Genomic DNA, 22,141 nt, shown 5'->3' with positions numbered 1-22,141 from the left:
CCCTCGGCCATAGGGGAACGGCAGGTATTGCCGGTACAGACGAACATGACCCGGAAGATCGTATTATTATCAGGACTCATCTTCAAAAATTTCCATGATTGCCGATTTAGCAGTCATTCCTTCGCGATTAATTTTCGGACTTCCATCCGCCAGATCCACAACAGTGGAGGGCAAGTTATCAAATTTTAAAAGGGGGTCAACAATAAAAAGCTCTACGCTGTTCGAAAAGGACTGTTTGACCTGCTCCAGGGAGGAAGCCTGTTTTCCGGAAAGATTGGCGCTGGTGGCAGTCAGCGGATTTTGACAGGTATGTATCAGTCGATTGACAAAATCATGATTTGAACACCTGAATGCGATTTTTCCATCTGCGGAGATGATTCCCGGCCAGCTGTTGGCCTTCGCCTTCAAAACAAATGTGACCGGCCCGGGCCAGAGACGTGCGATTGCTTTTTTTACACTGTCGCTGTTGATCACTGCATGTTTTTCCAGTTCGGCAACTGACCTGACGAAAACTGAAACAGGTTTATCTTCGGGCCTTTGTTTGATTTCAAACAGTCGTTTGACCGCTTCTTGATTAACAGCATCGACAGCCAGACCGTAGGCGGTTTCAGTGGGAATAATCACCGCCTTACCCTGTTTTAGAAGATCGCCTGCTTCATCAACTGCCTGAGTGTATCTCTGTTTTTCCAAATCGAGTTCGATCAATTTCATTCCTGGACTCCTTCCGGCGAATGATTGACACCTCGCAGGCTGTCAGCCACTGCGATAGAGTCTTTTACGAAGAGAATACGATAATAGATGGAATCCGGTGCCGATTCTATCAACCAGCTGTTGGAATAGCCGAGTGAACGGGCATTGTAGAGCAGTCTGCGGCCCAGTTTCTCCTCGGTGGTGTTGCCCAGAAGTACTTTGTAATATGGCAGGTCATACTTGATCAGTACGGTGTCTTCGAATATCTCGCGGGCGATCTGGAGTTCGTAATTAGCTTCCGTGTAATATTGAGAGGCATAGAGTTGAACGCGATATACCGTCAGCGATGAATCGACAAGATCCTGCGCTTTGAGAAAAGAGTCGACACGGGCCCAGTTAAAATCCTCCTCATCGTCAGGGAGACCGTCATCCGCCTCAGGTTGTTTGGTTTTCGAAACTTCGATCACTTTTCGATCTCTCGAGTCGTCGAGCGGGTCAAAATCGTTTTCAGCGATTGCTACCGCATCAGCTGGTTCGATTTCATTGGAGACGTCGCTTTTATCGGCGCACCCGGCTGTCACCGAGATTGCCATCAGGATAAGTGTCAATAAACTCAGCCAGTATTTTTTACAGGTATTTTTCAAGATTTTCATCTCCGTGGAAACCGCTTAAGAGTTTCTTCAATTGATTTATCTGGGTTTTATGAGCGACCATCACGATATTATCAGTCTTGACGATTATCAAGTCTGTAACTCCAATTGTGGCGATCAGGCCGTCTGATTCATTGTATATGATCGATTCGAAACTGCCCAGGTTGGCAACATTACCTTTGATGATATTGTTGTCTTTGTCACGTTGTTCGATACGGTCCAGAGCCAGCCAGCTGCCAACATCATCCCAGACCAGATCTGCCTTTACAGTCAGCACCGGAGAGGCTTTTTCCAGGATTGCGACATCAATCGAAACATTTTCAGAATTCAGATAAAGTTCTTTGACCGCCTCATCTTCCTGCGGAGTATCGAGTTTGTCCTCGATGCTTTTGAGGTCTTTCCACATGGCGGGCATATGCTTTTCGATCCTGTCCAGGATGGTTCTGGCAGACCATACGAACATTCCCGAGTTCCACAGATGTTTCCGCCCGTAGTAATACTGCTGGGCAGTAATGCGGTCCGGTTTTTCCTTAAATTCCGAGACACTGTAAACCGAGATGCCTTCGATCACTTTAAAAAGATCTCCGGTTTCAATATAACCGTATCCGCTTTCCGGACGGGTCGGTGTGATCCCGAGGGTAATCAGGTAATCACCTTTTTGGCAGATTTCGATAGCAACTTTAAGTTCATCGATCAGTTTTTCTTTCGGCTTAATCAAGTGATCGGAAGACAGCACGACCATGATCGCTTCCGGATCTTCCCTCTGGAGCTTGAGGGCTGAGTAGGCGATTGCCAGGCATGTGTTGCGTCCGAATGGTTCTGTCCAGACATGGCTCGAATCGATTTCGGGTAATATATCACAGATACTGGTTTTCATCGATTGACCTGTAATGATCCTGATTCGCTCGGCGGGGATGAATTCCTCCATGCGCTCGATAGTCTCCTCGAGCATGGTCTTATCCGAGGTGATTTTCAGCAATTGTTTGGGCTTTTCAGTTCGAGACAGGGGCCAGAACCGCTCGCCTTTGCCTCCGGCCATGATCAATGCGTAATTCACTTCAGGGATCCTTTCGGTTTTGTACTTGTTGATCGCAAAAATAGAAAAAACATCAGCCCGTGTCAATTAAACATTAAGCGAAGAAATCAGACTTCTTGCTCGGCTTCCTTCTCGGCCTCGATTTGGGCTTCCTTGAGAGAAAGATGACGTCTCATCAGGTAATAAATCCCTACCACGGTAATTATAATATATTGCGAAGCGTGCAATATAATGGCGCATCCACGCGCGGAACTATCACTGACCTCGGCAGGATAGATAGACAATGAGAGAACGACAAGGTAATGGAACAGCCCGATATAACCGGGTGAGGCCGGAACAAAAATGCCCAGGGAAACCACGATCAGGACAACAAACGAGGCAGTCCATGGTAGATCGGTCAGTCCGAGCGCGATAAAAATAAAATAGTTCGAAAGGGCCATGATAATCCAGAGCAGGATCGAATGCAAAACGATACGAAACATCCGACCGGTGTCACCGAGGACCGCCAGCCCCTCTGCAAACTTTTCGAAGATATATAATACAAAGTCTGATATCTTTTTTGGGAATATGCTCAAAAGTTTTCTCAGGATGCCGAGAGTTTGAGGGCTTTTCACCTTTAGCAAAACCAACAGGGCTAATAAAACTATCGAAAGCGCCAGCATCAGGTAGCCGGCATAAACAATACGGTCATAGTATTCGCCCTCAGGATTTAATGGCAGTGCCCGGGCAATCAATATCACCGTCAGCATCAGAAGCAGGGTAAATGTATCGAAGATCCGTTCCAGAACGATGGTTGCGAAGGACGAACTGCGCGACAGGTTTCCCAGCTTTCCAATCGAGTAGGCCCGGATGAATTCGCCCATCCGTAGTGGAAGCACGTTATTGGCCATGAAACCTACCATAGTTGAAGCGAACAGGTCTGAAAGACCTATGCGCTTGATCGGGTCGATCATGATCTGCCAGCGATAGGCCCGGTAGAGCATAGCGGCCATAATCAACACAACATTGGGTAGCACCCAGAAATAATTGGCACTTTTCAAGGTGCTCCAGAGCTGATCGAAGGGGTGATCCTTGAAGGTAAAATAAAGTAATACGATGCTTAAGAGCCAGCCGACTATGATCAGAAGCTTTTTTCTCATCAGCTCTCGCGGTTTGATTTAACGATTTCTTCAACCAGTTCCATCATCTTGCGGGCGGAATCCTCCCAGTTGAATTTTTGGGCCCATTGCCTTGCGCCGGTCGACAAGTTGTCTCTGGTCTCTTGATCTGTGAAGATCTTAAGGACTGTATCGGCGATTTGCGTGATATTGCCATATTCGAACAAGAGCCCCGACTTGCCGGGTGAAACGGAGTCACGAAGACCGGGCGAATCAGCCGCCAGGGCGGGAGTCCCGCAGGCATTGGCCTCGATATTGGTCAATCCCCAGCCTTCTTTTAAAGATGGATAGACGGTGCACCATGAACGGCGAAATCTCTCCACCTTTGATTCTATGGAAACAAAGCCCGGAAACTCTACTGAATCCGATAATTTAAGTGCGCCGGCCAGTTTCTTCAACGGCTCGAGATAATCACCGGCCCCCACTATCTGAAGCTTTGCCCGGGGTTCCTTTTCGAGCACAAACGGCCAGGCCTGCAAGAGATGCTGAACTGACTTGTATTTCTTTATCCGGCCCAGGTAAAGGGCGGTCGGATTCTCGTACTTTTTAACTTCCGGGTCGTAGCTGTACGTGTCCTCGTCGATTCCGCATTCTATCACCGTCACCTGCCCGGCCTCGATGCCCCTCTTTATCAAATCTGTTTTTGTGCTTTCAGAGATCACGCAGTACGGAAGTTTGCGATAGACATAGCGCAAAGGCTGTTCCATCAGGTAGATATATGTCCCCATCACGAAGTTGATCTCCTGGAACACGGTAGTTGCGAACAGGTGCGGGATAACAGCTAAAATCGGAAGCCTGGCATAGAGCGGAGTGTAAAAGGGAATCTTGTTGATATCTTCCAGGAGGATATCGAATTTTTCCTGTTTAAGGATTTTCCTGACCATGCCGGGGGCAACATAGTTGAAGTTGAAGCGTTTACCTTTTCTCAAAACCCGGACACCATCATAGAAATCTTGAGCGCCACCGCCCTCGAAATCACAGCAAAGCAGTGTGACCTGGTGACCCCACCCGGCAAATCTCTTGAGGTTTTCCCAGAGATGAACCTCCGCTCCTCCCCCCATCGGATTTTTGGGGTCCTGCCAGTTCAATGCCAGAATTTTCAAGATTTAATTCTCCCCGACCTGCGGTTTGACATTGGCCTTTTTTCGCAAGAAGTTGATGTCCAGTGAGTTCTTTTTAGCAGGTGGTATGTATTTCAGCACGTACATATTGACTTTCTCGACAAATGACGGCCCGTACTCATTTTCGGGATATTCGGTAAGGAATTTGTCCAGGAAATCGAGGTAGTCACGAAAATGCTTTTTGTCAACCATTCTCTTCGCGGCCTTGATCATTGCCAGGTTCTGATCGACTGAATGTGAACGCAGGCTCTTACGAAGGTTGTTGATGTCGCGGGCCAGCATGACATCAAAAATCCGTCCCGAAATCTCCATCATACCCTCCCGTGACACATGCGGGAACATATCCATGTAAGAATATATTTGATCGATTCTGTTGGAGAGTCGGAGATTTTTCGCCAAAAACCTGAAAGCGTCGACAGGGTCGGTGGCTATCTGTACAGCGCGCACATTCATCTCGACAGCTTTCTCAATCGCCCCCTGGTTGTAGACCTCATCGGCCAGTTTAGCGATAATCTTCCAGTAATTTTCTGACAGCCTGAGCGCGGTCTCATCCTTGTAGAATGTGGTGTCGTCCGCACCCTCGGCATCGAATTTATTCAAAAAGTAATCGTATGTGAACTCAGTGTTGATCCTCCAGGGGACTTTGCGGGGATGGATGTTGTACACCATGCCCTCTATGACGGCGTCGACTTCGCTGGCCTCCATACCCTGGTGGTTGTACTTCAGCCCGTTTGGATCGACGGTGGTTGAGAAATGAATCGGCGGGTCGAAGTAGAGCGTCGTATCGGCCTGAATACGCTCTTTAGCGAGCTTTATAAAATCTTTGTATCTCATCGGCAGTTCCGGCCACATTTCCGGGTTGTCACTGTAAACCATGGCATTGTCGATGATATTATCGGTCACCTGGTTGCTTTCAAGGTACACGGAATCATTGACCAGGTAGGGTTGCAGTGATTCGATTTCCAGGTCGCTCATCTCGATCGGAACATCGAACTTGTCACGTTGCTGTTTGATATACCATTCGGTTCTAAACAGCGACAAAACGATGACTCGCACATCGGGACGGATACCGTAGCCATATTGCAAACACCAGACGGGGAAAGTGTCGTTGTCTCCGTTCGTGAACAGCACCGCGTTTTCACGACAGGACATGAGGATATTTTTGGCGTAGTTGAAAGGCAGATAATTTTTCGAACGATCACACTGGTAGAAATTGCTCGAAAAGGCGGTCAATGGAAGCAGAAGCGAAACGCATAAAACAACTAGCACCGTTTTTCTGAATACTCTGCTCTGACCTGAAGCGTACAGCATGTCCATGACGATTTTCATAACAGCGGCCACTCCCAGGCCGATCATCATACCGAATATCATAAATCCGGGTGTGAAGAAATAATCACGGTCGCGCACCTCCAGGTGGCCGTGCCCGGTTCTGGGATCGATGTTAGTGCCGTCGGCAAAGTTCATGTACAGAACCAGTCCGACGGTAGCGGCCAGCAGGATTAGAAACATAAACGTCCCCAGCCGCCAGCGCTGTCGAATGGTAAAAAACACTCCCAGGAGACCGAGCGGTAAAAGAATCATAAAGGTTCCGATTGAGCTGTACTGTTCACGGAAGAATCCGTAGAAGCCCATGCGTTCATGAGTCCCGAACTGGTTGGCCCACTCCCCTCTCCTCTCGAACATCCGCGTAATCATATTTTCCTGTCCGTACTGTTTGCGTTCGAGGAAGAACTGCACCTTGTCCCAGTTTTCCGGGTTGTTCATGTCAATTACTGGATCGTGCATTGAACGGATCGGGGTGTAGAGCTGAACCGAAAATCCTATCAGTCCCAGAAGGGATATCAAGAAACTGAGACGCCAGAACTTTTTACCGGGCACCAGCCTGTATACAGCCAGTGTGGCAATGGCCCATCCGGTCAGGCAGTAGAGCAAAATCGGCACCCAGGAATACCCGGCTGAGACCAGGATCAAAAAAGCTATGGCCGGGATAGCCAGGGTATATATCCAGCGTTCCCGGATATGGTCCCAATAATGCGCCAGAGCAGAGATCGTCATCCAGAGAGCGGCCAGTACAAGATAATAAGTCACCGAGATCGGAATTACGCATAAAATCAGAAATGCTGTCCAGAACGGGAAACTGGTCAGGTAGTCGCGGTTGCGTATCAGGATATACAGGAAAGCGATCGGTACGACCAGAAAAGAAGTCATATGCACGCCGAGTGCGAGAGTCGAAAGGAAAGAGAAGAGCAGAAGATACTTCTCACCCTGCCTGTCAGTGTTATGATCACTCCATTTCAGAATCAAATAGATCGAGACTGCCATAATTAACATCGAGGTGCCGTAGACCTCGGCCTCAACCGCGTTAGTCCAGAAAGTCTTAGAGAAGGCAACGAACAGGGCGCCGATTATTCCGCCTGTATAGACTGTAACTCTTTTATAGGTTGAATCTACTTTGCGAAACCATCGGCTGATAATCCAGGCTGTAATCAGGTACGCGAACATTACCGCAAACGCCGAAGAGACAGAGGACAACAGGTTCACCCGGTAAGCCAGCTCACCCCCCAGTGGCAACAGGTCGAAAATCCTTCCCAGCATCATAAATAACGGTGTGCCGGGTGGATGAGGCACGCTCAGGGTATGCGCGCAGGCGATAAATTCACCGCAATCCCAGTACGGCACGGTGGGTTGAACTGTGCGCACATAAGCTACCAGGGAGACTAACAGCACAAACAGGGCACTACCGTAGTGGTACGGATCTCTTTGGCCATTTCTGAATGACGCGATAAATTCAGACATAATCATTAGTTTTACATTATCAGGTCACTGCGGTTTCCCGCAATAAAGGCAGAAATATATGCCGGATAACAGATTTGTCCAGATTTTTTTGATTAACAAGAGCCGGACAATGGAAGTCTTTCGATAATCAGTGTCATATTGTCTTTTGGATTACGAATCCAATAAGAAATAAAAGATACTATTTCATAACGATATTTATGGTGTCCGTCGGTAAATGGTACTATTCATCGGATTCTGCTGAGTTCAAATCCGCTTCTTCGTGCAAAGCAATCGAGCCTCCCCACATCAAGGTACATGACTGCACAAGCAAGGCGGTTGAGGCGGTGAAGATGAATTATATCGAACAGGCCAGAGATCTGCGTGATTGCGCTGTCAAAGCTTCTGAGGAAGTTATGGACCGTCTGGATGAACTGGCTGAACACCTGCGCTACAGCGTGGAAGTTTAAACATTCTATAAATCTGATATGCGTAAAACATTTCTGTAATATAATTCTCTAACGTTCCTCGCTTTTGAACAGACGCGCGGGACAGTTAATGGCTCGCGCGTTTTGCCCGGAATAATTGCATAATTTTAGGATTGGTTGTATTGTTCGCCAGATTATTTGATAATATTATATCGAGCTGTTGTCGTTTTGTTTGTGATTAAGTGCATCATCAGTTTACAATATCAAAGAGAATATAGTAATAATGATGAAGAGATGATTATGAGATTATGAGTATTGTTTTCATTTCAATTGCAACTTGTCTGTAAAAAAGGGCTGTTTCACCCTTCGATTTCGTGCAGGTGGTCTTTTAGAACCGCATTTAAGATGCCGTTGACAAACGCTGATGAGTCCGGGGTGCTGAAAGTCTTGGCCAGCTCGATAGCTTCATTCAGCGAAACCCGCGAGGGGACATCGGGTATATACAAGAGTTCACAGATCGCGATCCGCATGATATTCTTGTCGATCAATGCCAGCCGGGAGATATGCCAGTTCTGGGAATGTTTAGCTATTTCCTGGTCGAGTTGATCCTCGTTGTTCAAAACCAGCTTAAAAAGTTCAGTGGCGAACTTGAGCGGTTTTTCCGGAAGGGCGGCGTCTTCCAAAAGCGTCTGCCAGACCTCTTCCGGGTTCTGGTCGGAGGTCTGGCTTGCGTACAATGCTTTTAATACTAATTCCCTGGCTCTTCTACGCGCGCTCACTGAAGGCTCTCTTTATACAGGTTGGCCATTTCAATCGCTGACTGGGCGGCATCCCAGCCTCGGTTTCCTGCCTTGGTGCCACAGCGTTCGATTCCCTGATCGAGGGTATCGGCGGTAACCACACCATAGATGATCGGCAGACCGGTCTTGAGCGATATATTGGCGATTCCCTTTGAAACTTCTGCGGCGATATATTCGAAGTGCGGGGTATGGCCTCGGATCAGGGCTCCCAGGCAGATGATAGCATCGAAATTACCGCTTTCTGCCAGGTGATTGGCGACATAGGGAATCTCGAACGATCCGGGTACTTTGAATACGTCTATTTTCTCTTCGGCGGCGTTGTGTCGAATCAGGCAGTCGATCGCGCCTTCCTGAAGTTTAGCGGTCAGCAGGTCGTTAAAGCGGGAGACTATTATAGCGAACTTAAAGCCTGAAGCATTCAGGTTGCCTTCATATATCATAACCATTCTATTTCTCCTCAATTAAAGCGTGTTGAAAATATGGCCCAGTTTTTTCTTTTTGGTCTGGAGGTATTTGCGATTGAATTCTGTCGGTTTTATCTCAATAGGTACGCGTTCGGTAATCTTTAAGCCATGACCGCGCAGGCCGACGATCTTACGCGGGTTGTTTGTTATCAGGCGGATATTAGTCAGTCCCAGGTCGGAGAGAATCTGCGCACCGATACCATAGTCGCGCAGGTCATCTTTAAAGCCGAGCTTGACATTGGCCTCGACTGTGTCGCATCCGTTCTCCTGCAGGTGATAAGCCTTGATTTTGTTGGCCAGGCCGATTCCTCTTCCTTCCTGGCGCATATACAGAAGCACCCCGCATCCCTCACGCTCAATCATGGTCAGGGCATTGGCGATCTGGTCACCGCAGTCGCATCGCATCGAGCCGAAAACATCACCGGTAAGACATTCCGAATGCACCCTGACAAGGATGTTGTCTTTATTGCGCACATCACCTTTTACCACGGCTACATGATGCTTGTGGTCTATTTCGGACTGGTAAAGGCAGAGCCGAAAATGGCCGTACCTGGTAGGGAAATCGACTTCTTCTTCTTTCTGGACCAGCTTTTCATGCTGGGTGCGGTATTCGATCAGGTCCTTGATGGTGATAATCTTCATGTCGAATTTCTCGGCGATCTCCATCAAACGCGGCACCCGTGCCATCTCGCCATCATCATCCATAATTTCGCACAACACACCGGCTGGGCTGAGACCAGCCAGGCGGGTCAGGTCGACCGAGGCCTCGGTATGACCGGCTCGCACCAGGACTCCCCCCTGTCTCGCTTCCAGCGGGAAAATATGGCCGGGGCGGGCGAGGTCGTGCGGTTTGGTGTCGGGATGGACCAGCATCCTGATAGTGATCGCGCGGTCACGAGCGGAGATTCCGGTTGTGGTGCCATGGACAGCATCGACCGACACAGTAAAGTTCGTGCCCAGCTTGGTCGTATTGCGTTTGGTCATCAGGCTCAATTCAAGATGCTCAGCCCTCTCGCGGGTCAGCGAAACGCAGACCAGTCCGCGTCCTTCTTTTGCTAAAAAGTTAATATGATCGGGCGTGGCCAGCTCGGCCGCCATGATAAAGTCGCCCTCATTTTCGCGGTCCTCGTCATCAACCACGATCACCATTTTGCCCATGCGTATATCCTCGATAGCCTCGGGGATCGTTGCGAAGTCGTAGTCGTCACGGCTCTTTTTGATATTCAGCTTGGACATTCTCTCTGCTCCTGTTTTAAAAACCGGCCTGCCGGAACTTCTCCAGCGTGACCTTATCTTGTTTCGATATATATGGATCGATCATCTTCTGAACATATTTCCCGATCAGGTCGAATTCGAGATTGACCGGATCTCCTTCGGACAGATATTTAAAAGTCGTCATCTCCCAGCTGTGCGGGATCAGTGATACTCCTAATAATCCTTGTGAGGCATGAGTGACAGTCAGGCTGACACCGTTGACCGCGACCGATCCTTTATTCACCACTAAATGCGAAAATTCACCGGGATAAGCGACATCGACTTCCCAGCTTCCCTCGATCTGGCGAATCGACTTGACCTCTCCCAGGCAGTCTATATGGCCACTGACTATATGCCCGCCCAGACGACTGTCAGGCCTCATTGCCAATTCCAGGTTGACCTTCTGTCCGGCTATGAGCTGGCCGAGATTAGTCTTCGACAGTGACTCGGCAATTGTGTTGACGGTAAAACGGTCGTTTTCATACGCCACTACGGTCTGGCAGGCCCCCTGGATGTTGACGCTGTCTCCGACGGCTATCTGCCGAGTAAGCCTCAAGGCTTCGATTTCCAGCACCAGGTTGCCAGCGCTTCGATTAGCGGATCTTACTGTTCCGATTTCTTCTATCAATCCTGTAAACATATCAAATCCAGATCGGATATCCGGTCACCCAGATATCATCACCCCTGCGTTTATACGATGGATCGCGAATCTCGATCGCGTGTGAAAGTGAGTCGATACCCAGATCATTGAACGCCAGCAGACCGGCTCCCAGGATCTTTGGAGATATACCGATCATAATTTTATCCACGAATTTACGTTTCATAAAAGCCGAAAACAGCCTGCTTCCCCCTTCCAACAGAATAGACGATATCTTCTCCCTGCCGGCCTTCATCAAAAGCCTTGACAGGCTGATACCGCCATCCTCGTATGGTTCAATCTCCCAGATGATGGCGTTATGATCCTTGTAAAAATCCGCTTTCTGTGGAGGAACTGCTATGATCGTGCGGTTGTCATCGTTTTTGCGAAACAGACATAAATTTTTATCGAGATATTTGGCGTCGTGAAGAACAATACGATAGGGATCGCGTCCCTCGATATGACGTACCGTCAACTGGGGATTATCGATCCGGGCTGTTTCACCCCCGATCACGACCGCGTCGTAATGAGATCGAAGTTTATGCACATAAGCACGTGATTGCTCTCCGGTAATCCAGTTGGAGTGGCCGTTGGCGTCGGCGATCTTGCAGTCTACCGTAATTGCTGCCTTGAGCAGAACAAATGGCATCCGGGTGGTGATATACTTAAAAAAGATTTCGTTCATCCGGCGGGATTTATCTTCATACAGACCGACATCAACTTTGATCCCGGCATTCATCATCAGGCTGATTGAACGGCCATTGACCTCGGGATTGGGATCGACTGACGCTACTACCACACGGCGGAATCCGGCTTCAATAACAGCTTCTACACAGGGAGGCGTTTTACCGTAATGACTGCAGGGTTCGAGTGTCAGAAACAGGTCCGCGCCCTTACACTCGGCAGGTCCACCGGCGGAATCAATGGCGTTGATCTCGGCATGAGGACCGCCGTAGTGCTGATGCCAGCCTTCTCCGACAATATGATTGTCACGGACTATTACCGCTCCAACCAGGGGATTAGGTGAGACATGCCCACGGCCTTTAACCGCAAGGTCGAGAGCTCTCTGCATATAGCGCAGGTCGTTCAATCTACTGTCTCCACAAACAAAAAACCCAAAGCTTCTGCTCTGGGGTGTACGACTCCCTCGTCGGGAAAGGATTAACCTTTCAAGTCGCAACTCTTCTCCCATCCGGACTATACCGTCGGCAACTGAATTTCACAGTTTCAATGGGGCCTCAGCCCCACTCACGGACTCTCACCGCCGGTCGAGGAATTTCGCCTCACCCCGAAGAGCTCGAATTAAATAATACTAATCTAACATACGAAAAAGTCAAGTGGAATTTGAACTATTTATTTAACCTGAAGTAGATTTGTGAATCACTTGCATTCCAGCCAGTTGGAACCGATTCCCATATCGACTTTAACCGGAACATCCAGGTCGACCGAGGTTTCCATAGTGCTCCGCACAATATCTTTCATCTGCTCCAACTCATCTTTGTGAACATCGAAAATCAACTCATCATGAACCTGTAGAATCATTTTGGAGCGCAGTTTATTAATCTTGCCATAAATCTCGATCATGGCGACTTTAATCATGTCCGCGGCTGTGCCCTGGATCGGGGTGTTCATTGCGGTTCGTTCAGCAAACTGCCGGACCTGCCTGTTTTTGCTGTTGATTTCGGGTATATGGCGACGGCGTCCAAACAGCGTCGTGACGTATCCATCTTTTCCGGCCTTTTCTATGGCGTTGTCCATAAATTCACGAATCCCGGGATAGCGGGCGTAATAGGTGTCGATAAACTGCTTAGATTCCGCGACACTCATATCCGACTGCATCGAAAGACCATATGCCGAAACACCGTAGATCACGGCAAAATTCGCAGTCTTTGCCATCCTCCGCATTTCTGGTGTTACCTCATCGAGCGGGACCCCGTAGACTTCTGAGGCGGTACGGCTGTGGATGTCCTCGCCTTGTTGAAACGCTTCCAGCATCTTTTCATCTTTTGACAGATGAGCCAGGATCCTGAGCTCGACTTGTGAATAATCAGCTCCCAGCAAAACATGCTGGTCGTCGCGTGGTACAAAGCCCTTGCGTATTTTAGCACCCTCTTCTGTTCTTACTGGAATATTCTGGAGATTGGGATCCGATGACGACAGCCTGCCGGTGGCCGTGATGGTTTGGTTAAATGATGTGTGCAGACGGCCGGTAGCTTCGCTGACAAGTTTTGGCAAAGCATCGATATATGTGCTCCTCAATTTCGTCATCATGCGGTACTCGAGCAAAATCTTCGGGAGCGGATGCTCTTTGGCGAGTTCTTCCAGTGTCTGCATATCAGTCGAATATCCGGTTTTCTTGGTGGTCTTACGTCCCGGTTTAAGCGCAAGATCTTCGAACAGGACTTTCTGTAACTGCTGAGTGGAGTTGATATTGAATTTGTAACCCGCGTATTCGAATATCCGGCGCACCATTTCGTCGATCTGTCCACCAATCTGTGTAGAGAGGTTTTTCATGTATTCAATATCTATCTTAACTCCAGCCGATTCCATTTCGGCCAGCACTTCTACTAAGGGCATCTCGATTTCATAAAACAGCTTTTCCAGACCCGACTTTTTAATCGTCGGAAGCAACCTGTTATACAATCGCAAAGCGATGTCGACATCCTCGACAGCATAGAAAGTGGCTTTATCGATCGGTACGACCGAAAACGATTTCTGTTTTTTACCACTCCCGATCAAATCCGTAATCGGCTGCATTTTGTAGTCGAGATGTTCCAGGGCAAGTTTTCCGAGGTTGTGCTGGCGAGCCGAGGGATTAATCAGGTACGACATGATCATGGTATCGGCGTCAATGTCTTTCAGATAGATCCCGTAACTGGCCAGCACCTGGTAATCATACTTCAGGTTTTGACCGATCTTTTTGATTTTGTCATCTTCGAAAACAGGCTTCAGCAACTCCAGCACTTCATCATAATTCAGGTTACGGTCTTCTTCGTCATGCCCCAAAGGTAAATAGTAACCGCTGTATTCCTCGAGGCTGATCGAAATTCCGACCAGCTTGGAATCTATTGGAGTGAGTGAAGTCGTTTCAGTATCGAGGCAAAACGATTTAGACTCTTTAACCTGCTTAACAAGCTCCCTGACCTTATCGAGTGAATCGACTGTCTGGTAATTTATCTCGTGCTCGTCAACTTTCTGATCGGCCTGGTCCTTGAGGAGTTCCTGAAGAAAGCGTGTGAATTCCAGTTTTTCGAAGAGTTCCTTAAGTCGTTCGGTATCGAAATCTGAGCGCACCAGATCTTTGATATCATAATCAAGGTCGAGGTCGGTCAATATCGTAACCAGATCTTTTGACAGACGTGCTTTGTCTTTATTTTCGGAAACTTTCTGTTTTAATGATTTTCCGCTGATCTTGTCAGCGTTGGCGAGAACCTCCTCGAGACTTCCGAACTGCTCAAGAAGCTTTAACGCGGTTTTTGGACCGACTCCGGGAATACCGGGGATGTTGTCCGAGGTGTCGCCTGTTAGAGCCATAAAATCGATTACCTTTTCCGGCGGAATACCGAGGATATCGACGACTTTATCCCGATCGATTATCTCCAGGTCAGCGCCGGCCTTCTGAGGCCTGAGGATTTTAATATTATCATCCACCAGTTGATTGAAATCCTTATCCGAGGTGACAATCAAAACCTGGTAGTTTTCTGCGGCCGCACGTTTGGCGAGAGTCCCGATGACATCGTCAGCCTCTACGCCCGCTTTTTCGATCATAGGCAGGTTTAAAGCTTCGACCACCTCGCGCATACGGGGAAGCTGATCCGCCATATCATCCGGCATCTTTGCCCGGGTGGATTTATATTCGGGGTACTTCTTGTGTCTGTGGGTAGGTTCCCTGGTATCAAAAACTATCGCGATATGGCTCGGATCGTGCTGGTTCAAAAGCGAAAACAGGGAATTGACTACTCCGAAGGAAACTGAGGTGTTCTCTCCGCGGGAATTGATCAGAGGGTTGCGGATAAACGCGAAGTATGACCTGTAAGCCAGCGCGGAACCGTCGATCAGAAACAACTGTTTACCCGACATACAGGTTCTCCCGATAGATGAATTCGGCGACTTTTTGAGGCACCATCTTATCTATGGCTTCACCCTGAGAGACAGCTTTTCTGATTTCAGTCGATGAGACATCGATCTCAGGCATCTCAATTTTTAAAATAAGGTCGGCGAATCTGCCTGTCATGTTTTTGTTTTCCCCCGGCCGGTATGCCATAGCTACCTCAGCCAGATCGAAAATCTTTTCCGGTTTGTGCCAAGCCTCCATTTTCGTGAGGTTGTCCGAACCGATCAAAAAATAATATTTTATGTCCGGATATTCAACGCGGAGTTTTTTGAGAACTTTCACGGTATAACTCGGTCCCTCGATCTGCTCTTCAATTCTGGAGAGAATATAATCCGGTTTGTCTTCGATCGCAAGTTCTACCATCCGGCATCTGCATTCATAATCAGTATGTTCACTGCGATGAGGCGGGTGGTAGTTTGGTATAAACAGGACTTTGTCGAGCTCTAATTGTATTTTAGCATATTCACCGAGAGAGAGGTGACCGTAATGGATCGGGTCGAACAGTCCGCCGACAATACCGTAACGTTTATTCCGTGTCATCATCGCGGGAAAGCCTGGTCTCTTCCAGTTTCTTTTCAACTTCCTGAAGCTTGTCTGTTGCCCGTTCGGCCCATTCATGCCGGGGAAAGTTGTTAAGGAAATTGTTCAGCTTAGCTTTCGCGTTTTCGTAGTCTTTCTGCTTGAAGTCGATCTCCGCCAGCCGGTATAAAGCTCGTCCGACCCAGCGGGGAATCGAGTATTTTGTGACAACTTCCTCGAGATAAATCCTGGCCGCGCGCAGGTCACCGATGCGATAATAGACCTCCCCGTTGCGGAAGTCCTTTTCGGCCAGGCGGGCATAGCATGAATCCAAGAGCGTGCGGGCATTGGATCTGTATGGCGAATCGGGGAAGTCCTCGAAGAAATTTTCGATCGTACGAATCGCGTCCTTGACCCCGTCCTGTTCAAGGCCGACATTGTCAGGTGAATCCATAAAATAGCATTTGGCTACCATATAGTGGGCATCATCTGCCAGAGGTGAGTTCGGGTAATTGATCATGAGACGCTTAAACTCCGCGACCGCTACAATATATTCTTCCTGTTCGAAATAACACATCCCGGTATAGTACGACACCGAATCTGCCAGCGAGGTGCCGTAAAAACGGTACAGCACGGTCTGGAAGGCCTCAGTAGCCTGGACATATTTTTCCTGGTCAAACAACTTCTTGGCGTATTCGAACTGGTCCTCAGGGGTATCGAAAACTTTTACCGATGCGCTCGCGCAGGCGATCAGAACAAGTATCGTAAAAACTGCCAGGTATCTCATTGCCACCTCATTTCATCGTGATGCGAAAAACAGATACACCAGACCTCCAATAAGACCGCTGATAACGAGCGGTTCCCAGATACGGCTCCTGCCGGTTTCGGGCAGTTCGGCGGAAAACAGGCTGTTGGCCCGATTGCCCGCCTGTTTGGCCTCTTCCCAGCTTATCTTCTCAGTGTATCGCGCCTCTTTATCATTCTGCCACAGTACCCGTCCGTCAGAACTCATGCAGACGGCATCAATATTTACGTCAAAAACTCTATGAAGGTTGCCACGCCTGAACAGCGATCCTCCACTTCGGGCGTAACTGAAATCCGAACGGTATAAATGGAACTTCAATTTGTCAAGAACATCTCCGTCCTTATCGATATACAGTTCGGTGACCCGATCGTTCAAAAAACCAACCAGCTTACTTTCAAAATAGTCTTTCCGGCATTCGACACAATTCAGCTCCAGCAATAGCTTGTCAGGCAGTTCATATTCATCGAACAAATCCTCGAGAGCAGAATCGAAAGAACGACTTATGAACTCAGTGTTGGAAGTATGGTTTTGGGCATAAGTGACATCGCTGAAAGCTACAAACAATACAACCGATGCCAGGATTAAAGTGTCAGCTCTCATATCTTTCCTTGAAATCGTTGTAGGCCTGCATGACCTTGCGGGCATAGACTTCCGGAAGCGGTCGGTCGGTGCGCAAGCGTCTGCGGGTTTCGGTCTCTCCAAGGTTGTATGCGATCAGGGCTTTTTTGAGGTCGCCGAATTTGTGTACCAGTTCCAAAAGATACAGGCTTCCCAGTTCGACATTGTAATGCGGGTCGAAGAGCGAATACTTGCCCTCCCAGCCGATACCGCTGCGCTCGGCGAGATCGCTTCCGGTTGACGGTTTCATCTGCATCAACCCCATCGCTCCCTTATTCGATACAACATTCTTTCGGAAAGTGCTTTCGACTTTGATCACTGCCAGAAGCAGAAGAGGATCATAACCGTACTTTTTGCTCTGGGTGTAAACCGCGTCAGCCATCCGGCCCAGTTCACCCGGGCTGATATTGGACTGGAGGTCTTTAATAATATCCTGGATCACCAGTTTTTCCTTGAGTTCCTTGATCTGGACCTGCTGGCGGAAAATCGTGCGCTCGTTTTCATACTTGTCATAAATCAGGTACAACAGAGCCACTGACTGGATCATGTAAATAGTCACCAGGACAAATGCCACCGGGCGGGAGATAACCAAACCCGCGGTGCGAATCGTTTTCAACTTGGTCGGCAACTTATCCCTCCTTCATTGCGACACCGTCGAGATCATAAGCCTCGGCGGATCTGATCTGGAGTTCGACAAATCGGCCCGGATCAAATCTCCCATGGGCTCGAACATAGCCGTCGATCTCGGGAGCCTGGTCAAAAGCCCTGCCTATATAATAATCATCTTCAACTTTTTCATCAATCAGAACTTCAAGCTTTCTTCCAATCATTTTTTGATTGCGTTCATAAGATTGATCCATCACCAGGGTCATCAGCCGGTCGATTCTCTCAGCCGCAACATCCTCAGGCACTTCCGGTTTAAAATCATAAGCACCGGTATCCTCCTCACGACTGTAAGGGAAAACACCAACCCTTTCGAGGGCGTAATCGTTTTGGAACCGCCAGAGCCGTTTAAAATCCTTTTCAGTCTCGCCCGGGAAGCCGAGGATAAAAGTTGTCCTCAGCACAAGATTATCGATTTTTCGGCGAAGCCTGTCGATCAGCCTGCAGACATCATCAGCCGAAACCTTGCGATTCATTCGTTTTAAGATCGGGTCGGAGATATGCTGAAGCGGCAGATCCAGATAGGAAACAACTTTTTCCGAGATCGAAAGAAAATCTATCAGGTTATCTGTGTAATGGGCCGGATGAGTATAGAGCAGTCGAATCCAGCCTATATCCGGTATGTTTTCAAGCGCTTTGAGCAGGTCGGGCAGGCGTCTCTGTCCATATAGATCAATTCCGTACTGGGTGGTGTCCTGGGCGACTATTATCAGTTCCCGGGTTCCATTTTGAGCCATAGCGCGGGCTTCATCGAGAATGAATTTGAACTTGCGGGAGCGGTGACGGCCACGGATATGCGGGATCGCGCAGTATGTGCAGAAATTATCGCATCCATCTGATATCTTCAGGTAACCGTAGGGCATCGCGCCAGCCAACGGAGCGATATCGTATTCACGGTAACGTTCTGTGAGGCGGTTGTCACTGGGGCGTTTGGTACTCAGTTCCATAATCTGGTCACGTGCGGACAGCAGGTTGCCGATTCCGACCACCAGGTCGATTTCAGGCATCTGCTTAATCAACTCACGTTTGTAACGCTGAGCCAGGCACCCGGCCAGGACCAGCTTGATATTTCGCTTCTCCTTTAAAAGAGACAATTCTAATACCGTGTCTATGGATTCCTCTTTGGCTGAATCGATAAATCCGCAGGTGTTGACGATGATTATATTTGCTTTTTCGGGATCATCGACCAAAGTCGCCTGATTAGCTTTCAGCATATTAGCCAGGATGTTTCCGTCCACTTCGTTTTTGGGACAGCCGAGGTTTTTGAAATATATGTTTGGCATGATCAGGGCAGGCGGATCTCTTCGACACCCTTGGGGGTATTGAACTCGAATAGCTGAGACGGAAGTTTTTTGTTTAGCATATATTTATCGAATCTGATGGTTACCAGGTTGCCATTGATATCTGTATATTCAGCTCGCCTGGTCAAATGAGTTTTACTGTCGATATACAGTTTCATCTCTTTGATAAAATTGTCATCCTGTCTGGATTTCAACAACACCTGAAAACATTCTCCGAAATCACAACTGTCCTCTATCAGCAAGTCGGCCACATAGTCTTTTTTAAAGGAAAACAGGTAATCCGAAGGTTTCACGAGGTCATCGACATTTTTAACCGAATCTATTCGAACCTGTCTGTTTTCTTCGGAGTAAACCCATAAAACGACAGAATCGGAAACTATTGTCTGACGGTCGCTTTCGATTCTGAACCTGTCACCGCTGGCCAGAAATATCTTTCCGCCGGTACTGTCGATGGTGGCAAAAACACCTGAATTTACTTTCTGCGTGTATTCAACTGAAAGCGTCTCGATCGAGTTCAGATTTTTTTCGATCTCCGCCAGTACATCCTCCTCTTTAGCACCATGCAGTAAGGTGACCATGGAAAATGTGAACATCAGGATCAGACAGGATGTAACAATAGTATTTTTCATATTAGTATTATACAGCGGTCATCAGCCGGAGTTGGCATTAATTTCTTCAATGTATTTTTGGTCGACCAGCACCTCGCGCGCTTTAGAACCATCATAGGGGCCGACAACTCCTTTTTCTTCGAGCGCGTCGATAAGACGTGCGGCCCTCTGATAACCGATCCCGAGCCTTCTCTGGAGAAGCGAAACCGAACCCTGTTTGTGACGAATTACTACTTCCGCGGCTTCTTTCAGAAGCGGATCGGATTCAGATACCAGCGTTCTTTTTTTCGTGGCCTCTTTAGTCATGGTCTCGATCGGCTCTACCGCAACTTCCTGCTGTTTGATAGACTGAACCAACAGGCTGGTTTCCTCGGAAGATATGAAAGCTCCATGGACACGGGCCGGTTCGGCCTGCCCGGGTGCCAAGAAGAGCATATCGCCCTGCCCCAGGAGCTTCTCTGCCCCGTTTGAGTCGAGTATGGTGCGAGAGTCGATCTTGGTCGGCACCTGGAAAGCTATTCGTGCCGAGAAATTAGCCTTGATCAGACCGGTGATGACATCCACCGAAGGCCTCTGGGTGGCAAGGATGAGATGAATCCCAACAGCCCGCGCCATCTGTGCCAGACGGGTGATCATCAGCTCGATCCGGCTCGAATGTGACGACATCATCAGGTCAGCCAGTTCATCGACCATAATAACTATATATGGCAGACGTTCATCGGCTGACACTTTTGAATTGAACTGGATGATATTGCGGACACCTTTTTCAGCAAGTTTCTTGTAACGGTTCTCCATCTCGACCACAGCGTCATTGAGAACTTTCTCGGCCTGCCGGGCCCGAGTGATAACCGGTCGTTCGAGATGAGGAATCCCGGTATATATCGAAAGTTCCAGCATCTTGGGATCGATAAAAATAAATCTCAGGTTGTCGGGATGATGACGGTATATCAGGCTCGTTATGATTACATTCATGCAGACCGACTTACCGCTGCCGGTCGAGCCTGCGATGAGCAGGTGGGGCATCGAGGCCAGGTCGGCCACAAACGGTTCTCCGCCTGTGGTCAATCCCAGCGCCATCGGCAACACAAGTTTTTTCGACACGAAGCTTTTATCGGCTAATATATTTTTGAGATAAACCGTTTCCGGGTAGCGATTCGGAATTTCGACCCCGATGGCCGCCTTGCCGGGGACCGGTGCGATGATTCGGACTCTCTTAGCCTGAAGCGCAAGGGCAAGGTCATCGGCCAGATTTATCACCTGGTTGACCTTGATACCCGGCGCGGGCTTAAACTCGTACCTGGTGACAATCGGTCCGGGGTAATAATCTATGCGGTCGTCCACTACGCTGATTTTAAATGTCTTGAGTGTTTCCAGAAGCTGGTCTGCGACCATTTTCAGCTCGGACTTGCCAATCGATTTGGCAACCTGTGGATTGTCCTGCAGAATGCTCAGATCGGGAAAATTGTAACCGTCCTCCGGTTTGCGCGACAGTTTCATCATCATCTTCTCTTTCGCGCTGGCATCTTCATCATCTACCGGGGCATCAGAAGTGGCAACAGCAAGATCAGCATCATCATCGGGTCTGAGCTTTTCAAACAGATCAGTCAACTTCTCGCCGTCGGGATCATCGGCAGAATCTACGCTGGCAGGTTCGGGACGGATTAAGGGAGCCCTCTTCTCGGATTTTTTAAACACACCAGCTATAGTAGAAAACAAGCCGGAAACGGACTCCTGGATTTTACGAATCAACCCGGGTTTATATTCTCTGTCTGACATGGCCTTTCCGGCAGTGCGCTTGTTTTTTGACGACAAGATTCCGAACCATCCCAGAATCTTCTTTTTCATTTTTTCGGGAAAATCACGTGATGGTTTTTCCAGCCAGCTCGGACGCCATTCCGTAACCAGCATGATCATGATTAATATAGCTGTAAAGAAAATCACCATAGCACCGATTTTTCCGACGAACTTGACAAAAAACGATGCCACCCCGACAGTCAATGCGCCTCCCGGTGTGCCCATAAAATCGATCTGCCTGGCAGTGGGAACATAGCGCAGGCTCAAAATCAAAAAGACGCCTGCGGTGATTGCAAATATATAGTATAGTTTTACTCGAAATGCTTTCAGCTTCCATTTGAACAGGTACCTGAGCCCGGACATAACTATAAATACCGGAATAAAAAATGCCAGAAGTCCCATCAGGTAGAACAGCAGGTACGACAGCAAGGCTCCTGCCAGGCCTACCCAGTTGTGGGCGTATACCTCGAAAATGGATATATCTATATTTCCGACCAGGTAGAAATCATCTTCGGGGGAATGCGAGATAAGAGAAAAAAACAGAAGCATCCCCAGTGCAAGACTTAAAAGACCGGCCAGTTCTTCCTTGCGCCGGGTAGGTATTTTCGCCAGCATCTTCATACACACCTCAGTTTATATACTAAGTGTCGGCAGACTTGATGTCAACCAAAACAAGCAGGCAGTTCGATTATCCCGAACTGCCTGCTTCA

General features: G+C 48.4%; 21 protein-coding genes and 1 riboswitch. Of the genes, 1 reads left to right on the top strand and 20 read right to left on the bottom strand.

The window, feature by feature from the left end; genetic code table 11:
- The 7 genes from GF404_12455 to GF404_12425 all read right to left on the bottom strand — a co-directional run.
- The coding region (locus GF404_12455) for a low molecular weight phosphotyrosine protein phosphatase (protein ID MBD3382993.1) at positions 1 to 80 on the bottom strand (80 nt) is incomplete at its 3' end.
- The gene (locus GF404_12450; GenBank protein ID MBD3382992.1) at positions 70 to 711 is read right to left on the bottom strand and encodes a threonylcarbamoyl-AMP synthase; all 642 of its coding nucleotides are present in this window, start codon (positions 709 to 711) and stop codon (positions 70 to 72) included. The genes GF404_12450 and GF404_12455, both read right to left, overlap by 11 nt.
- Positions 708 to 1,334 (bottom strand): hypothetical protein, encoded by a 627-nt coding sequence (locus GF404_12445; GenBank protein MBD3382991.1) that lies wholly within the window; start codon positions 1,332 to 1,334, stop codon positions 708 to 710. Before GF404_12445 ends, GF404_12450 begins: the two co-directional genes overlap by 4 nt.
- Positions 1,318 to 2,397 (bottom strand): NTP transferase domain-containing protein, encoded by a 1,080-nt coding sequence (locus GF404_12440; GenBank protein MBD3382990.1) that lies wholly within the window; start codon positions 2,395 to 2,397, stop codon positions 1,318 to 1,320. The genes GF404_12445 and GF404_12440 overlap by 17 nt, the downstream gene beginning before the upstream one ends.
- 86 nt (positions 2,398 to 2,483) lie before the next feature.
- Positions 2,484 to 3,515: a flippase-like domain-containing protein gene (locus GF404_12435; protein MBD3382989.1), complete on the bottom strand. Its 1,032-nt coding sequence runs from the start codon at positions 3,513 to 3,515 to the stop codon at positions 2,484 to 2,486.
- Positions 3,515 to 4,636 carry a glycosyltransferase gene (locus GF404_12430; GenBank protein MBD3382988.1) on the bottom strand — a complete coding sequence of 374 codons (1,122 nt, stop codon included), beginning with the start codon at positions 4,634 to 4,636 and terminating at the stop codon, positions 3,515 to 3,517. Before GF404_12430 ends, GF404_12435 begins: the two co-directional genes overlap by 1 nt.
- 3 nt (positions 4,637 to 4,639) lie before the next feature.
- The gene (locus tag GF404_12425) at positions 4,640 to 7,456 is read right to left on the bottom strand and encodes a DUF2723 domain-containing protein (GenBank protein ID MBD3382987.1); all 2,817 of its coding nucleotides are present in this window, start codon (positions 7,454 to 7,456) and stop codon (positions 4,640 to 4,642) included.
- 131 nt (positions 7,457 to 7,587) lie between these two features.
- On the opposite strand from GF404_12425, the gene GF404_12420 reads away from it, so the two are divergent.
- Positions 7,588 to 7,896, top strand: coding sequence for a hypothetical protein (locus tag GF404_12420; GenBank protein MBD3382986.1), 309 nt, complete (start codon positions 7,588 to 7,590; stop codon positions 7,894 to 7,896).
- 317 nt (positions 7,897 to 8,213) lie between these two features.
- Here the strand turns inward: GF404_12420 and nusB are convergent, their stop codons facing one another.
- From nusB to GF404_12355, 13 genes are all read right to left on the bottom strand, one after another.
- Entirely contained in the window at positions 8,214 to 8,633 is a 420-nt protein-coding gene (gene nusB / locus GF404_12415; GenBank protein ID MBD3382985.1) for a transcription antitermination factor NusB, read from the bottom strand.
- Positions 8,630 to 9,100 carry a 6,7-dimethyl-8-ribityllumazine synthase gene (locus tag GF404_12410; GenBank protein ID MBD3382984.1) on the bottom strand — a complete coding sequence of 157 codons (471 nt, stop codon included), beginning with the start codon at positions 9,098 to 9,100 and terminating at the stop codon, positions 8,630 to 8,632. Before GF404_12410 ends, nusB begins: the two co-directional genes overlap by 4 nt.
- Positions 9,101 to 9,115: 15 nt before the next feature.
- A complete protein-coding gene (locus GF404_12405; protein MBD3382983.1) occupies positions 9,116 to 10,354 on the bottom strand; it encodes a bifunctional 3,4-dihydroxy-2-butanone-4-phosphate synthase/GTP cyclohydrolase II in 1,239 nt (412 codons plus the stop codon).
- A gap of 16 nt (positions 10,355 to 10,370) precedes the next feature.
- Positions 10,371 to 11,012, bottom strand: a complete 642-nt coding sequence (locus GF404_12400; GenBank protein ID MBD3382982.1) for a riboflavin synthase — start codon at positions 11,010 to 11,012, stop codon at positions 10,371 to 10,373.
- A 1-nt stretch (position 11,013) separates the two neighbouring features.
- The gene (gene ribD, locus GF404_12395; GenBank protein ID MBD3382981.1) at positions 11,014 to 12,201 is read right to left on the bottom strand and encodes a bifunctional diaminohydroxyphosphoribosylaminopyrimidine deaminase/5-amino-6-(5-phosphoribosylamino)uracil reductase RibD; all 1,188 of its coding nucleotides are present in this window, start codon (positions 12,199 to 12,201) and stop codon (positions 11,014 to 11,016) included.
- A riboswitch (FMN riboswitch) is annotated at positions 12,186 to 12,309 on the bottom strand. It overlaps the preceding gene by 16 nt.
- Before the next feature lie 80 nt (positions 12,310 to 12,389).
- Entirely contained in the window at positions 12,390 to 15,089 is a 2,700-nt protein-coding gene (gene polA / locus GF404_12390; GenBank protein MBD3382980.1) for a DNA polymerase I, read from the bottom strand.
- Complete coding sequence (gene nadD, locus GF404_12385) at positions 15,079 to 15,741, bottom strand: nicotinate (nicotinamide) nucleotide adenylyltransferase (protein MBD3382979.1); 663 nt, start codon at positions 15,739 to 15,741, stop codon at positions 15,079 to 15,081. The genes polA and nadD overlap by 11 nt, the downstream gene beginning before the upstream one ends.
- The gene (bamD, locus tag GF404_12380; GenBank protein MBD3382978.1) at positions 15,650 to 16,429 is read right to left on the bottom strand and encodes an outer membrane protein assembly factor BamD; all 780 of its coding nucleotides are present in this window, start codon (positions 16,427 to 16,429) and stop codon (positions 15,650 to 15,652) included. The genes nadD and bamD overlap by 92 nt, the downstream gene beginning before the upstream one ends.
- Positions 16,430 to 16,441: 12 nt before the next feature.
- Positions 16,442 to 17,047, bottom strand: a complete 606-nt coding sequence (locus GF404_12375) for a hypothetical protein (GenBank protein ID MBD3382977.1) — start codon at positions 17,045 to 17,047, stop codon at positions 16,442 to 16,444.
- Entirely contained in the window at positions 17,037 to 17,693 is a 657-nt protein-coding gene (locus tag GF404_12370; GenBank protein MBD3382976.1) for a transglycosylase SLT domain-containing protein, read from the bottom strand. The genes GF404_12375 and GF404_12370 overlap by 11 nt, the downstream gene beginning before the upstream one ends.
- Before the next feature lies 1 nt (position 17,694).
- Positions 17,695 to 19,011, bottom strand: coding sequence for a 30S ribosomal protein S12 methylthiotransferase RimO (gene rimO / locus GF404_12365; protein ID MBD3382975.1), 1,317 nt, complete (start codon positions 19,009 to 19,011; stop codon positions 17,695 to 17,697).
- Between the two features lie 2 nt (positions 19,012 to 19,013).
- On the bottom strand, positions 19,014 to 19,658 hold the full coding sequence (locus GF404_12360) for a hypothetical protein (GenBank protein MBD3382974.1): 645 nt from the start codon (positions 19,656 to 19,658) through the stop codon (positions 19,014 to 19,016).
- A gap of 21 nt (positions 19,659 to 19,679) precedes the next feature.
- Positions 19,680 to 22,052, bottom strand: a complete 2,373-nt coding sequence (locus GF404_12355) for a hypothetical protein (GenBank protein MBD3382973.1) — start codon at positions 22,050 to 22,052, stop codon at positions 19,680 to 19,682.
- Positions 22,053 to 22,141 lie beyond the last annotated feature (89 nt).

It is taken from the genome of Candidatus Zixiibacteriota bacterium (assembly GCA_014728145.1).
Lineage (GTDB): Bacteria > Zixibacteria > MSB-5A5 > JAABVY01 > JAABVY01 > WJMC01.
The sequence above is the reverse complement of the archived record's forward strand: the minus strand, read 5'-3'. Positions and strand labels throughout refer to the sequence as shown.

Bases quoted from the DNA above. Each gene is read 5' to 3' on its own strand.
- GF404_12400 (MBD3382982.1), bottom strand. From the start codon at position 11,012: ATGTTTACAGGATTGATAGAAGAAATCGGAACAGTAAGATCCGCTAAT.
- GF404_12375 (MBD3382977.1), bottom strand. From the start codon at position 17,047: ATGAGAGCTGACACTTTAATCCTGGCATCGGTTGTATTGTTTGTAGCT.
- bamD (MBD3382978.1), bottom strand. From the start codon at position 16,429: ATGAGATACCTGGCAGTTTTTACGATACTTGTTCTGATCGCCTGCGCG.
- GF404_12360 (MBD3382974.1), bottom strand. From the start codon at position 19,658: ATGAAAAATACTATTGTTACATCCTGTCTGATCCTGATGTTCACATTT.
- rimO (MBD3382975.1), bottom strand. From the start codon at position 19,011: ATGCCAAACATATATTTCAAAAACCTCGGCTGTCCCAAAAACGAAGTG.
- GF404_12435 (MBD3382989.1), bottom strand. From the start codon at position 3,515: ATGAGAAAAAAGCTTCTGATCATAGTCGGCTGGCTCTTAAGCATCGTA.
- GF404_12355 (MBD3382973.1), bottom strand. From the start codon at position 22,052: ATGAAGATGCTGGCGAAAATACCTACCCGGCGCAAGGAAGAACTGGCC.
- ribD (MBD3382981.1), bottom strand. From the start codon at position 12,201: ATGGGAGAAGAGTTGCGACTTGAAAGGTTAATCCTTTCCCGACGAGGG.
- GF404_12450 (MBD3382992.1), bottom strand. From the start codon at position 711: ATGAAATTGATCGAACTCGATTTGGAAAAACAGAGATACACTCAGGCA.
- GF404_12425 (MBD3382987.1), bottom strand. From the start codon at position 7,456: ATGATTATGTCTGAATTTATCGCGTCATTCAGAAATGGCCAAAGAGAT.
- GF404_12405 (MBD3382983.1), bottom strand. From the start codon at position 10,354: ATGTCCAAGCTGAATATCAAAAAGAGCCGTGACGACTACGACTTCGCA.
- nadD (MBD3382979.1), bottom strand. From the start codon at position 15,741: ATGAATGGGCCGAACGGGCAACAGACAAGCTTCAGGAAGTTGAAAAGA.
- polA (MBD3382980.1), bottom strand. From the start codon at position 15,089: ATGTCGGGTAAACAGTTGTTTCTGATCGACGGTTCCGCGCTGGCTTAC.
- GF404_12410 (MBD3382984.1), bottom strand. From the start codon at position 9,100: ATGGTTATGATATATGAAGGCAACCTGAATGCTTCAGGCTTTAAGTTC.